Genomic DNA, 13,360 nt, shown 5'->3' on the forward strand with positions numbered 1-13,360 from the left:
GAATACAGACCTAACCCCCAGCCCCTTCCCTTCAAGGGAAGGGGAGTAAGATTCAAAGCCTCTCTCCTAAAAGGAGAGAGGTCAAAACTGTACTGCACCCAAGCGAGAACCGCTATATCCCCCTCTCGTTAGGAAGCATCAGGACGAGAAAATCAGGTTTAGCGATAAATTCGTTGCAAAAACCGTAACCACAACTGCAACCTGAAACCGCAACCGTAAAATCAACATAAAGTTTCAGCAATATTACTGGCGACAATTAAATAATTTACTAATAATCGGAATTGATGCCGACGAGATAGGGCTGTAAATAATCACTGATTGAGGCTGTGAGGCTAAAGAATGAAGAGAAGTGCAAAGTCTCAACGAGTTTGTTGGCAGTTTCTACCAAAATTGACCCGCTACAGTTTAACTTTATTGCTGAGTGCGGTAATGCTTGCTGATGCTATGGGGGCGACACCGAGAAACCAAGGGTTGCAGATAGCACAGCAGCCAGAAACCACTCAACAAAATGCCACTCGCGCTGCTGCGGAACGGGTTATTCAAGAGGGAATGCAGCTTGCTGAACGAGGGACAGCAGAATCACTGCGACAGGCGATTGGGAAATACCAAGAAGCGCTGAAGCTTTGGCAACAAATTGATGATAAAGACTGGGAAGCCATTACCCTCGTTGGCATTGGCAAAGTCTACAACTCATTAGGAGAAAAGCAAGAAGCACTCAAATGCTACAACCAAGCTTTACCCCTATACCGTGCAGTGGGGGACAGGAAAGGTGAAGCTGCCACTCTCAACAACATTGGCAATGTCTACTCTGATTTAGGAGAAAACCAAGAAGCACTCAAATATTACAACCAAGCTTTACCGATACGCCATGCAGTGGGGGATAGGGCAGGAGAAGCCACCATCCTCAACAATATTGGCAATGTCTACTCTTATTTAGAAGAAAATCAAGAAGCCCTCAAATACTACAACCAAGCTTTACCGATACGCCATGCAGTGGGGGATAGGGCAGGAGAAGCCACCATCCTCAACAATATTGGCAATGTCTACTCTTATTTAGGAGAAAAGCAAGAAGCCCTCAAATACTACAATCAAGCTTTACCGATACGCCATGCAGTGGGGGACAGAACAGGGGAAGCCGCCACCCTCAACAATATTGGTGCTGTCTACTCTGATTTAGGAGAAAAGCAAGAAGCCCTCAAATACCTCAACCAAGCCTTACCCATAACCCGTACAGAGGGGGACAGGGGAGAAGAAGCCAGCACCCTCAATAATATTGGCTTAGTCTACTATTATTTAGGAGAAAAGCAAGAAGCGCTCAAATACTATAACCAAGCTTTACCCATATACCATGCTGTGGGGGACAGGGGAAGCGAAGCCACCACCCTCAACAATATTGGCTTAGTCTACGACTCATTAGGAGAAAAACAAGAAGCGCTCAAATACTACAACCAAGCTTTACCCATACTCCGTGCAGTGAGGAACAGGGGTAGCGAAGCCGCTACCCTCAATAATATTGGCTTAGTCTACGGCTCATTAGGAGAAAAGCAAGAAGCGCTCAAATACTACAACCAAGCTTTACCTCTAGTCCGCGCAGTGGGGTACAGGGGAGGGGAAGCCATCACCCTCGTTGGCATTGGCGCTGTCTACTTCTCACTAGGAGAAAACCAAGAAGCGCTCAAATACTACAACCAAGCTTTACCGATACTCCGTGCAGTGAGGGACAGGGGAAGCGAAGCCACCACCCTCTTTAACATGGCTTTCCTAGAACGTAGTCGCGGTAATCTACAACAAGCCCAAACACATATTCAAGCTGCTATTGAAATCATTGAAGATTTACGCACCAAAATAGCTAACAAAGAACTACGCGCTTCTTACTTTGCCTCAGTTCAAAATTACTACAAGTTCTACACCGACCTGCTGATGGAACAGGACAAAAAAGACCCATCAAAAGGATACGATGCATTGGCACTGGAAGTTAGCGATCGCTCCCGCGCCCGTGGTCTAATTGAACTACTAACCGAAGCTAAAATCGATATTAAAAAAGGCATTGACCCAACACTTTTAGCAGAAGAACGCCGTTTGCAATTACAAATTAATGCTAGAGAAAAATTATTATCAGAACTATCAAGTAAAAAAGAAACCCCAGAACAACTTTTAACCAATACCAAACAACAAATCGAAGACATACTCAAACAACAGCGAGAACTTCAGATACAAATCCGCGCCAAAAACCCGGAATATGCCGATTTGATATATCCCCAACCTCTGACTCTCAAAGAAATTCAGCAACAACTAGATAAAGACACACTGCTATTGCAATATTCTTTAGGTGAAGAACGTAGCTATCTTTGGGCTGTCACACCCGACTCTCTCTATAGCTATGAACTCCCAGCAAGTGAAAAGATAGACAAAGCAGCCAAGAATTTATACAACAATTACTTAATTAATCCTGGAATGCAGGGAGGTTCGCCAGAAGATACAGGGAAAGCTGCTAATGAACTGAGTCAACTAATCCTCGCGCCAGTTGCTGATAAGTTGGGAAAAAAACGCCTAGTAATTGTTGGTGATGATGCTTTACAATACATCCCCTTTGCGGCATTAACTACATCAACCAAATCGGCCGATGGTTCAGATTATCAACCATTGGTAGTCAACCATGAAATTATCAGTCTACCTTCCGCTTCCACCATTGCCATTCTCAGGAAACAAATTAAAGGGCGGATAAAAGCACCGAAAACCCTTGCCATTCTTGCAGATCCAGTATTTAGCGCTAACGATCAGCGAGTAACTGGCAAATCTTCCAACGCTGCTAATAATAACATTGACCAGGAACTAGAAAACTCTGCGCTAAAGCGGTCTATGAGAAACATCAACCGCAGCGAAATTCAAAGACTCGAAGGCACAGAAGAAGAGGCGCGAGAGATTCTCAAACTTGTCTCACCCTCAGAGAATATCCAAGCCTTTGGTTTTGACGCTAACTATAACTGGGCTATCAATAAGCAACTGAGTCAATACAAGATGCTGCATTTTGCTACCCACGGCTTTCTAGACAGCACTGACCCAGAGTTATCAGGAATTGTCCTTTCTCTGATAGATAAACAAGGTAAGTCCCAAAGAGGCTTTTTGCGCCTCACTGATATCTTTAACCTCAACTTGCCAGCAGAGTTGGTGGTGCTAAGTGCCTGCGAAACCGGTCTGGGTAAAGAAGTTAAAGGAGAAGGGCTAGTGGGGTTGACAAGAGGATTAATGTATGCAGGTGCAGCGCGGGTGGTAGTGTCTTTATGGAGTGTTGATGATGAAGCGACATCTTTATTGATGAGCCAATTTTACAGCCAAATGTTGCAGCAAGGGAAAACTCCGGCTGCTGCCCTCAGAGCCGCACAACTAAAAATGTGGGAACAAGAAAAGTGGCGTAACCCCTATTCTTGGTCGGCTTTTACCCTGCTGGGTGAGTGGCGGTGAACGTTGTAACCCCTTTTCAAACCTCTCCCGCACAGGGCTACAGTGTACACACAAATCTTTTAGACTTGCTGCATAACGTAGGCTAAGTTAATTTTTGCAGGTCAATGCAACAAAGATGCAAGTCGATACAACAAAGGTGCAGGTCGATACAACAAAGGTGCAGCTCAATGCAATAAAGGTGCAGCTCAATGCAATAAAGGTGCAGGTCAACGCAATAAAGGTGCAGGTCAACGCAATAAAGGTGCAGGTCAACGCAACAAAGGTACAGGTCGATGCAATAAAGGTGCAGGTCAAAAGACTTGTGTATATACCGTAGCTTCCCTACTAGTTAAGTAGCGAATATCGTAGGTTGGGTTGAGGAACGAAACCCAACAAACTCCCGAAAATGTTGGGTTTCACTTTGTTCAACCCAACCTACTTTAAGACAAAATTTATTAGGAGTGATTTCTCATGAAAAGCATATTTACATCCAGACAATTTATTCTTCCCTGCATAGCAACAATTGGGGTAGGAATTTTGGGGTTTTGGGCTTCAGTTTCAGCCAAACCACAAACCCCACCCAGGTTTACCAAAGTTGAAAATCCCGGAGAATTTAAACTAGAAGGAAAAGGGGAGCCTTCGGTGCTAAATCAGAAAGAAAAACTCCCCGGAGAAGAACGAGCAATTATTGGTTCAGATGACCGTATCCCCATGACTAGCAGAGACTACCCTTGGTCAGCCATTGGTAAAATCGAGGGGATAGGTGCTGATGGTGGCGGCTACAGTTGCACGGGAACGTTGATTGCTGAAGACGTTGTTTTGACAAATGCTCACTGTGTCATTAACCCGGAAACCCAAAAAGTTAGTCAAGCGATGCCTACGGCGAGCTTCGCTAACGCATTTGAGCCAAACTTAGTTAATGGTGTCGTCAAAAGTAAAGCTGATATAGCCTACGCCACTAATGTTTATTACGGCACAGACTTTAAAAATGGCACATTAGCCGATTATGCAAACGACTGGGCGATTTTGAAGCTCAACAAGCCTATCGGTAAAAAATATGGTTATTTGGGCTGGAAATCCCTACCATCTTCTACTCTTGTTGGAGATATAAAAAAATTCGCCTTAGTCGGCTATTCTGGTGATTTTCCTAACCCCAAGAAAAAAGGTTATGAAAATTTAACTGCTGGTGAAAGCATGACTGCTGGCGTTCACCTGCGATGCAGTATCCTCCGCCGTCAGGATAATTTGTTGTACCACAACTGTGATACTAATCACGGTGCTTCTGGAGGTGCAATTATCAGTAACATAAACGGCAAGTATTATATTTTAGCGCTCCACTCCGGCTCAAACGAGGTGAATGGATTGCTGTTGAACCGTGCGGTGGAAATGTCTCGCTTGGATGAATGGTTGCAACGGAATTAAGGAAGTACCAAGCCTAATAACTATATGCTGACTATTCTTGCTGCTTGCTTGTTCCATTAGATTATGATGATCCCCATCCCGATGCTTCTGAAGTGTTGTTACTGATTGAAATAGCTGATTCGGGTCTCAAGTATGATCGAGAAGTCAAAGCGATCGCAATTCGGGAATTATTGCGAAAAGTCGAGGCAGTTTGAAACCGAAGCAACTGAAAATGAATAGATGATCGCATTTATCAAATTAATCCTCAGCATAGCAATTAGTTTAACAAAGGCGATCGCTCACAGCTATAAAAATTAATGATGAGCGTTAGGCTGATGCACCATCTTTAAAGTTAGTCTCATTTTCGATTAATTTAAAAAATTGTAAAATCTGTTCAGTTGATCGAATGTGATAAACACTTTTCATGCTTCGAGTCTGCTCGATATACTCACGATATTTTGGGGTCAAATATTTGTGACATAACCAAAGCACGCGGTAGCTACTAAGCGAACTCTTCAATATTGGACTTTTTTCTGGCCAGCCTTGTGGCGGTTTAAAGTAACCTGTGAATAATCGTTTAGTTACCCACCAAAAATGTATATATAGTGGTAGATCGACAAAAACCAGAGTATCCGCTTCGTTCAGTCGTAGCCAGAGGGTTTCTATACAACCAAACCCGTCAATAATCCATCGATCACTAACTAAAATTTGCTGATGGGCGTGCTTATAATCTTCATGTGGAATCGGATTGCCTCCTGATTGATATTGAATCTTGTCCAAGACGTGAAGTGGCAAACCAGTGATTTGGGATAATCTCTTGCTGAGAGTTGATTTACCGCCTCCAGCATTGCCAAACACCGCGACTTTTTTCATCGCTACTCTCCTTTTAGTGCAATTAAGTCACCTCATAGACTAATTGATTTGATTGAATGTCTGTGACTTTTTGAGTATCAGCAACTGTTTTTTTAAATCCAGGATAAGGTCTGAGGATTGAATTAACCGTAATTTCAAGATAAACGATTCTGCATAGTAGCGATCGCAGTTGAACACTGCATTGATGGCGATCGTCTAAGCAAGATAAAACGTTCTATACCCATCCTCGCAATTTTTTGTGTACCTGCGCTAAATACCACATATAATCATCAATTTTATAATTATCAGCAGCCTTAACTATATAATTTTTAGCTAAATCAAGATTATTTTCAGCTTCGTAATACAATCCTAAGTAAAGATGACTATAAAAATTTCCCTTTATCCCTTCTAACTGACCAACATTTAAAACATCATTTGGCGTACAAGTGCCTGCAAACAAATTGTATACAATTTGCATGAAGTGCCGAGGGTCATTTTTCACAGTTAATAGAGAATTACGTGCTTCTTTCGCACCAACTAAACGCGCCATGCAGAGATATCGCCATACTGTTTCTTCTACATCTTGGGCGTTCACTGTCAAATCTATCTCAAACTGTTGAACGCCTTCAGCAAATCTTTCTACATAATAGTACGATAATCCACGTTGCCATAGATAGGGTTTTAGACGCTCATCTAGCTGTTCTGCTGTGTCAAAATCTTGAATAGATTCATCAATTTTGGCAAGCTGAAAATAAACCATACCTCGGCGAATGTAAGCATTGGGATTTTGCGGCTGATTGCAAATAACTTCGTGCCACTGCTTAAGTTGAGCTTCCAGAGAATTTGAAAAAAACATAAGCTTGCTAAGTTGATGTGCATTGTACTTGCATATTGTCAGCCTTGGGCTGAATACGTCAATCTCTGTGCTAGTAGCTCACATATTTTGTGGATCAATTCTCTTAGCTTGCAATAGTACTAACAAATCTTGATAGCGCTGTCGTTCCTGTTCTAATTGGAGGAGTGTGGTTTCTTTCTCTTGTCGTTCTTGCTCAGCGCGTTGGTGTTCCTGTTCAGCGCGTTGGCGCTCTTGCTCAGCGCGTTGACGTTCCTGTTCTCGTTCTTGATCTAGTTCCACAGATGTGAGAAACTTTCGCCCATCAGGATAATAAATTTCTAGAGTATTTGGTGTAAGTTCAAAACGTATACCCAGGCGCGGACTTAACCAGCCATTTATCTCTTCAATTACTTCCAATTTTGGGGAGTTGCGCTTATACATCCAGTTTAGAAGACAGCAAAGTTAAAAAATATAAATTTGAAAAGATTGAATACAACTACACAAGACACCAATTTTGGACATGAGAAATTAATTCGGGAAAGAACTCTTGAAAATCATCCTCAAATGCATCATAGTGTGTTGTAAGTTCGCTAACAGCTGGGGTTAATGGCGTAGCCCGCACTTCTCTACGAGACGCTCCGCGAACGGCAAAGCTCGATGGCCGTCGTAGACATCGCATCGATAGCCGTTTTGATATCCTTTCCAAAGTATTTTCTACACCAGCTACGTTGCGGTAAGCTCCTAACCAGTCTTCAACTGCCATACGAGTAATCATTTCAGTAACTGTCACAGGTATTTCACCTTGATAGGCTTGAAACGACTTGTATATCTTTGCTGTAAACTCATCAAGAGACACATGGGAATACTCTGACCAGTTCTTTGCCAAGTAGTGGTCGTAAAAAACATCCACGAGTACTCCCGCAAATCGTCTGTAGCTTGGATTGATGCGGTCTTTACTTCTTTGCACAACTATATGACTGTCGGTAAACTTGTCAATAACTAGATGACATTTAATTCCGTGCTGGATATTTGAGTTCAATTCTTCGCGAACTGTCCCCTTTACAATGTCAGCAAGCAGATTACCTAACCTACTCTCAACATCCGCTTCAGATAATAATAAATGGGCTAACCAGTTCATTGTGACAATACATCTAGCTAACTGCTCGGCAAAGTTACCCAAAGCAGTGCAATAAAACTATTTTACTAAATCATCAGCACAGTAAAAAAATCCATATTGGATGTGATGAAACTATAGCAAGAACAATTTTTAATCACAAACCGCAGTCGCGTAGTCATAAATGTGCATCAAACGACGGAACGCAAATCTATCCACGAGGTAGAAGAAATAATACTTATAATTCGGTAATTTAAGGCTAGTTCCGCTCTAATTAGGAAAAAAATCGGTGGTTCCAATCAGAGACAATAATCCCATACGAATCACGCCTTATGTGACTTATGGGCTGATTGCTGCAAATGTCCTCGCTTTTCTTTATGAGGCAAATCTTCCCCCCCAAGCATTAAACGGGTTTTTACGGCTTGCGGCTGTAGTCCCGCAAGAACTCACCTTAAGTTTTGCTGGTGTATCTCTACATCAACCAGTGCCAGAGTGGGCAACTTTGATTACATCTCAGTTTCTGCACGGCGGTTTTTTGCACCTAGCTGGCAATATGTTGTTTCTCTGGATTTTTGGCAACAACATTGAAGATAAGTTAGGTCATGCCAAATATTTGCTTTTTTACATATCCTGCGGTGTCTTGGCATCGTTAGCACAGTGGTACTTCGCCCAGAATTCTAACATTCCTTCTTTGGGTGCAAGTGGTGCGATCGCTGGAGTCATGGGAGCATATATTCTCCGCTTTCCCAACGCCGAAGTTCTCGGCGTAGTCCCTTTAGGCTTCTTCTTCCCTACTTTCCGCGTTCCGGCATACTTCTTTTTAGGATTCTGGTTTCTCCAACAAGCCTTCTACGGACTTGCCAGTTTAGAAACACCCACGAACATTAGTATGGAAAGTGGCGGTATTGCTTACTGGGCCCATGCAGGCGGTTTCTTGTTTGGAGCGATTCTCGGCCCGCTATTGGGTTTATTTAATGATAAATCTCAAGAAGAATCTTGGTACAGGTAGTTACTTATCAACTGCCACGACACAGGCTATATTGCAGTTAATGGTAAATTCACAAAAACACCTGTGTTTCCCCTCTACGACGAAAATCCGACGCGAACCACCCCGTATTTTACTTACGGGTTGATTGGGATGAATATTTTAGTTTTTCTTCATGAAGTCAGTCTGTCTAATGAACAATTAGAACAGTTTTTGCAGTTGTATGCTGTAATCCCACGAGAGTTAACCACCAACTTAACCGGAGAATGGGCGACATTATTTACGTCGCAATTTTTACACGGTGGTTGGTGGCACTTAATATCAAATATGGTATTTCTCTGGGTTTTTGGCAACAATATAGAAGACCGCTTAGGACATTTTAAATATCTAATTTTTTATTTGGCGTGCGGCGCTTTAGCTGCCTCATGCCAATGGTTTATTGGTATGAATTCTGCTATTCCTTCATTAGGGGCAAGTGGTGCAATTTCTGGTGTTCTGGGCGCGTATATTATTCGTTTCCCCCATGCTAGAGTTACCACTTTAATTTTCTTAGGTTTTTTCGTGACTACAATCAGTGTTCCAGCACTAATCATTATCGGGCTTTTCTTCGTGCAGAATGTGATATCTGGTCTTGCCAGCTTGCAAGCTGCTGCTAACATGAGTGTTGAATCAGGCGGAGTTGCTTACTGGGCGCACATCGGCGGCTTTGTTTTCGGGATAATTCTCGCGCCTTTATTTGGGTTGTTTAGGCAGGACTGATGGGGAGTAGGGGAGATGAGGAGCAGGGGAAAAATAACTTCCTTATCCCCTTCACTCAGAACTCAGCACTCTCAATGCCCGATGCCCATTGCCTTAGTTATTATTATTAACACCAGCTGACACTTCTTCAGCTTCGGCTTCTATGTCACGCGAAGATGTTGGCGATTGTATAACTGTTTCAGGTACAGTAACTATAATGTCAGTACCATTGATAATTGCTCCTAACAATCCCAACTCAGATTCAACCAATTGATCAATAGCTTCACCAAACATATTTTCTTGTGTATAATTTGGTCGTGCTACCAACACTATACCATCACTATAAGGTTGAATTAACAAAGCATCATTGGATAAACTTAGAGAATTAGTATCTAAAATTACTAAATCATAGCGTTGACGTACATCTTCTATGAGCCGTCGCATTTCGCTCGATTCAAGAACAGCAGCAGATTGACGTACAGGCCCAGGACTAGGAAGAATATATAAATTTTCTACATCAGGTACTAAGCGGATACATTCACTCAAGCTAGCGTAATAATGCAGAGGTTCAATAATTGCATCGGGGTCAGAAGTAACCTTGAGGGAAGTACAACGGGAAGGCGATCGCAAATCTGTTTCAATAATTAAGGTTCTTTTGCCTGCACGCGCAGAAGCTATCCCCAAGTTATAAGCACTTGTCGTCTTACCTTCTTGGCTACTCGTGCTAGTAATTAAAACTACCTTTAAGTCTCTACCACCAATTCGGCGTAAATTGCTCCGAAACTTCTCTAAAAATTCTAAATAAGGTGAATCCTGCGAAAGTACTACTGGCAATGCTTCCAGCCCCAAATCATCAACTGGCATTAAAGGTAATTCTCCCAGCAGTGGCACTTCTCTTTGCTTGAGGGTTTCGCGGATATCCTCTTTGGTTTTGTAAGTACCTTCCAGTGACCCTAACAAAAATATTACCCCGCCACCAACGACTAAACCCAAGAAACCACCCACAGCCAAAGTAACAGGTACGCTCTTAGGGGGTTTGATATCAGCGATGACTGAAGGTAGTCTGGCAACACTAAGGCTACTAATGGTTTCTGCTTCTGCGGTTTTAGAATCGGTTAGCTTGGCCTGCATTTGGTCATAAACTGCTTTTTTGAGTCCAACTTCCTGTTCTAGACGCGATCGCTCTAATTGCTTATTCGGTATAAGAGAATATTCCTGCCGTAGTCGCGCCTCTTGCTGGATTTCCTGGGCTAGTTGTTGTTGCAGTGTCTCACGTTGGGTTTGCAAAGACACCATCTGGTTTGCCAGTTCCTGGCGTGCTGGGTCTAAGCTGCTTTGGGTGCGAATACCTGTAACATTGCCTCGCAGCGGGGCTGCTATCCCACCACCACCTAATACCTCAGCTGCTCGCTGTTGTAGTAATTCCTCAGCAGCTTGTTTCTGACGTTGCAACTGAATCATTGTCGGGTGTTCGGGACGTAAATCTTTCCTGAGAACGGCGATTTGCGACTCAGCTTGATAAATTTGCGATCGCAAACTAGCAATAATTGGATCAGCACTCAAAGCAGAAGAAACATAAGCCTGTCCAACATTTAAACCCAACTTACCTTGTAAACTACGAATCTGGGCATCAAGCCCAGAAACAGTCAGTTGAATTTGCCGTTGCAGATTTTGGCTAGCAGTAATACCGTTGAGCAAACTGCCGTTCTCCGCTGCTAATATTGCTGTACGCTCGATGCGATCATATTGTTCCAGCTTTTTCTCAGCAGCTTGTAATTCTTGCTTAGCTTGTGGTGAACGTTCGTTAATTTTTTGAATAATTGCTTTTAATCGCCCAGTATTAATATCACCACTCAGCTTGATCATAGCTTGCATTAACTCGACCACTATCTCTGTAGCTCGCTTAGGGTCTGTATCCTTATATTTCAGTTCCAGGATTGTGGATTCTAATTCTCCAGTCCGAGGATTTTTTTTAGGTACAGTCAGAGCTACATTTGCACCAAGCAGTTTCGCTTTAACATTTACTTTCGCAGCTACAGTTTCAATTATCGAGTCTGACAGCAAAACTTGTTCATTAAGTTCTTTTCCTTGCTGCTGAATTTCAGTACCAGTCGCAGAAAAAGAAACTGGCGGGCCAGAATAGGTAAGTGCGGCAGATGCTACATAGGTGGCGGGTGGTTCTGGTTGCACAGCTACCACTGTTGACCCCGCTACAACTAAAGCAAAACTAGCTAATCCAATCCATTTGTACTTCTCAAAAGCAATAAGATAGCGCTTAACAATTGGTGGGGTCATGGCAGATGCATCTAGTTAGTTATTTGTTATTTGTCATTAGTCATTTGTCACTTGTACTGAGCGAAGTCGAAGTATTTGTCACTCCCTAATCTCTCCGTTCGCCTTGGTCTGTGATAGGAGAAGTTCTGAACCGCGGCTTCTGGCGATCAGACTTCTCTCCTCATCCACTATCTAGCAACAACAGGCGAAAAGGTGAGAGTCACTATCTTGAGCCACCGAAGTTATTAAAAAAGTCAAGAAATGAGCGGACATTGAAAAAGGGTTGGGTAATAGTACTGAGTAAATTAGTAATTCTGCCGATGAGGTTCCGACCAACAACAATAACATCATTATCTTGAAGTGGCACGTTTTGAGAAGCATCGCCGCCCAGAGCTTTTTTTGCATCAAGTTTCTGAGTAACGGCTCTACCTCGTTCAGCATCAAAACGAACCAAAGCAATATTTCGGAGGTCAGCAGTGTCGAGATTTATGCCTCCTAAAGCATCCACAAATGTACTACCGTTAGCCAGTGCTTGAGTTGCAATTCCTCCAGCAGCGTAGTTTAAAACCCGGACTCTAATCTGCGGCTGAGCTAGGGATGAACGTGCTACTAAATTGCGGTCATAACCATCATCACTACCGACTTCACGACGTGGGATAGTTATTGCATCTCCGTCTTGTAGACGTAAATTAGGAATTGAACCACCATTTTGCAAAGCTGCATATAAGTCAATAGTTTGTGAAACCACAGAACCATCCATTAACTTTCTGCGTACTTGTACTTGCCGTAGGTCTGCGGTCAAAGTTGATCCACCAGCTATTAGCAAGGCATCAGCAACGCGGGGTGTTGGTGAACCAATAGGATAAATTCCTGGTCGAAATACTTCGCCGCTAATAGTAACTTGAACTGGTCGCGTCCCTGCTAAAGATACTACTATAATCGGATCGACAAAAATGCGGCTTAAACCCAAGCGAATTTTTTCTTGTGCTTCTTCTAAACTCAAGCCTTGTAAGGACACTGTTCCTACTTGTGGCACGACAATGTTACCCTCTGGACTAATTACAGCTTGAAAACTAAAGTCTGGACGCTGCCCTACTAGTGATAAAACTATAACTGGATCGATAACATAACGATTTAAGCCAGAGCGAATTTTTGCTTGTGCTTCTGCCAAAGTTAAACCTTGTAAGGAAACTGTTCCAAGCAACGGCACTATAATGTTACCTTCTGGATTAATTTGGGCTTGAAAGCTCAAATCTGGAAACCGCTGTACTGAAACGCTAATAGCATCTCCTATCCCTAAGCGGTATGGGCCGGGAGGACGCTGAAGTATAACGTTAATACCATCTCCTGGCCCTAAGAGGTAACGACTGAGTTGGGGAGAAACTTCGTTGTTTGCACTCGGAGGTACAACCTCAGCGCCTGGTGGAGGTGAGGGAGGTTGCCCTGGCGATTGTCCTTCAGGTTGTAAAGGCTGAGCAACAACAAGTTGCATAGGTGTTGTTAAGAAAACTCCTACCTGAAGACTGACAAAACACAAGGCGCTGAATGCACGCATATGATAATTGAGAGCCATGAACATTGGTGCAGTAAAGCTGAAGTAAAAATCGGCCGCGCCGAGTCGTTATTTTACTCTGTAAATGCCCTCAATGTCTCTTTTTTGGCAAAGTATTTACTCACAAAAGAGATGAAGAATAAAGATTTCAGGTTGATGTTTCTGCTA

The 13,360-nt window shown here is 42.9% G+C and carries 11 protein-coding genes and 1 pseudogene; 6 read left to right on the forward strand and 6 right to left on the reverse strand.

Translation table 11 applies throughout. The annotated features are described in order from the left end of the window. Nucleotides 1–339: 339 nt before the first annotated feature. The 4 genes from WKK05_RS21655 to WKK05_RS21670 all read left to right on the forward strand — a co-directional run bounded on the left by WKK05_RS21655 (nt 340) and on the right by WKK05_RS21670 (nt 5,057). Complete coding sequence (locus WKK05_RS21655) at nt 340–3,462, forward strand: CHAT domain-containing tetratricopeptide repeat protein (protein ID WP_341525149.1); 3,123 nt, start codon at nt 340–342, stop codon at nt 3,460–3,462. 115 nt (nt 3,463–3,577) lie between these two features. After that, nucleotides 3,578–3,778 carry a hypothetical protein gene (locus tag WKK05_RS21660; protein ID WP_341525150.1) on the forward strand — a complete coding sequence of 67 codons (201 nt, stop codon included), beginning with the start codon at nt 3,578–3,580 and terminating at the stop codon, nt 3,776–3,778. Between the two features lie 134 nt (nt 3,779–3,912). Further along, nucleotides 3,913–4,863, forward strand: coding sequence for a trypsin-like serine protease (locus WKK05_RS21665; RefSeq protein ID WP_341525151.1), 951 nt, complete (start codon nt 3,913–3,915; stop codon nt 4,861–4,863). A 44-nt stretch (nt 4,864–4,907) separates the two neighbouring features. Continuing rightward, the gene (locus tag WKK05_RS21670; protein ID WP_341525152.1) at nt 4,908–5,057 is read left to right on the forward strand and encodes a hypothetical protein; all 150 of its coding nucleotides are present in this window, start codon (nt 4,908–4,910) and stop codon (nt 5,055–5,057) included. Nucleotides 5,058–5,169: 112 nt separating this feature from the next. Here the strand turns inward: WKK05_RS21670 and WKK05_RS21675 are convergent, their stop codons facing one another. From WKK05_RS21675 to WKK05_RS21690, 4 genes and pseudogenes are all read right to left on the reverse strand, one after another. Beyond that, a complete protein-coding gene (locus WKK05_RS21675) occupies nt 5,170–5,715 on the reverse strand; it encodes an adenylate kinase (RefSeq protein WP_341525153.1) in 546 nt (181 codons plus the stop codon). A gap of 214 nt (nt 5,716–5,929) precedes the next feature. Next, on the reverse strand, nt 5,930–6,550 hold the full coding sequence (locus WKK05_RS21680) for a hypothetical protein (protein WP_341525154.1): 621 nt from the start codon (nt 6,548–6,550) through the stop codon (nt 5,930–5,932). Nucleotides 6,551–6,628: 78 nt separating this feature from the next. After that, nucleotides 6,629–6,946 (reverse strand): annotated as a pseudogene (locus WKK05_RS21685) (Uma2 family endonuclease); the annotation flags it as partial. Nucleotides 6,947–7,025: 79 nt separating this feature from the next. Then, nucleotides 7,026–7,667, reverse strand: a complete 642-nt coding sequence (locus tag WKK05_RS21690) for an acyl carrier protein phosphodiesterase (protein WP_341525155.1) — start codon at nt 7,665–7,667, stop codon at nt 7,026–7,028. Between the two features lie 265 nt (nt 7,668–7,932). On the opposite strand from WKK05_RS21690, the gene WKK05_RS21695 reads away from it, so the two are divergent. Together WKK05_RS21695 and WKK05_RS21700 are read left to right on the forward strand one after the other, a co-directional pair. Beyond that, nucleotides 7,933–8,652, forward strand: coding sequence for a rhomboid family intramembrane serine protease (locus WKK05_RS21695; protein WP_341525156.1), 720 nt, complete (start codon nt 7,933–7,935; stop codon nt 8,650–8,652). A 63-nt stretch (nt 8,653–8,715) separates the two neighbouring features. Continuing rightward, nucleotides 8,716–9,387 (forward strand): rhomboid family intramembrane serine protease, encoded by a 672-nt coding sequence (locus tag WKK05_RS21700; RefSeq protein ID WP_341525157.1) that lies wholly within the window; start codon nt 8,716–8,718, stop codon nt 9,385–9,387. Between the two features lie 93 nt (nt 9,388–9,480). Here WKK05_RS21700 and WKK05_RS21705 read toward each other — a convergent pair whose 3' ends face one another. Continuing rightward, nucleotides 9,481–11,661 carry an AAA family ATPase gene (locus WKK05_RS21705; RefSeq protein WP_341525158.1) on the reverse strand — a complete coding sequence of 727 codons (2,181 nt, stop codon included), beginning with the start codon at nt 11,659–11,661 and terminating at the stop codon, nt 9,481–9,483. Nucleotides 11,662–11,863: 202 nt separating this feature from the next. Continuing rightward, a complete protein-coding gene (locus tag WKK05_RS21710; protein WP_341525159.1) occupies nt 11,864–13,219 on the reverse strand; it encodes a polysaccharide biosynthesis/export family protein in 1,356 nt (451 codons plus the stop codon). Between the last annotated feature and the right edge of the window lie 141 nt (nt 13,220–13,360).

It is taken from the genome of Nostoc sp. UHCC 0302 (assembly GCF_038096175.1).
In the GTDB taxonomy this organism is placed as follows: domain Bacteria; phylum Cyanobacteriota; class Cyanobacteriia; order Cyanobacteriales; family Nostocaceae; genus UHCC-0302.

Bases quoted from the DNA above. Each gene is read 5' to 3' on its own strand.
- WKK05_RS21675 (WP_341525153.1), bottom strand. From the start codon at position 5,715: ATGAAAAAAGTCGCGGTGTTTGGCAATGCTGGAGGCGGTAAATCAACT.
- WKK05_RS21710 (WP_341525159.1), bottom strand. From the start codon at position 13,219: ATGTTCATGGCTCTCAATTATCATATGCGTGCATTCAGCGCCTTGTGT.
- WKK05_RS21660 (WP_341525150.1), top strand. From the start codon at position 3,578: ATGCAAGTCGATACAACAAAGGTGCAGGTCGATACAACAAAGGTGCAG.
- WKK05_RS21690 (WP_341525155.1), bottom strand. From the start codon at position 7,667: ATGAACTGGTTAGCCCATTTATTATTATCTGAAGCGGATGTTGAGAGT.
- WKK05_RS21705 (WP_341525158.1), bottom strand. From the start codon at position 11,661: ATGACCCCACCAATTGTTAAGCGCTATCTTATTGCTTTTGAGAAGTAC.
- WKK05_RS21665 (WP_341525151.1), top strand. From the start codon at position 3,913: ATGAAAAGCATATTTACATCCAGACAATTTATTCTTCCCTGCATAGCA.
- WKK05_RS21680 (WP_341525154.1), bottom strand. From the start codon at position 6,550: ATGTTTTTTTCAAATTCTCTGGAAGCTCAACTTAAGCAGTGGCACGAA.
- WKK05_RS21655 (WP_341525149.1), top strand. From the start codon at position 340: ATGAAGAGAAGTGCAAAGTCTCAACGAGTTTGTTGGCAGTTTCTACCA.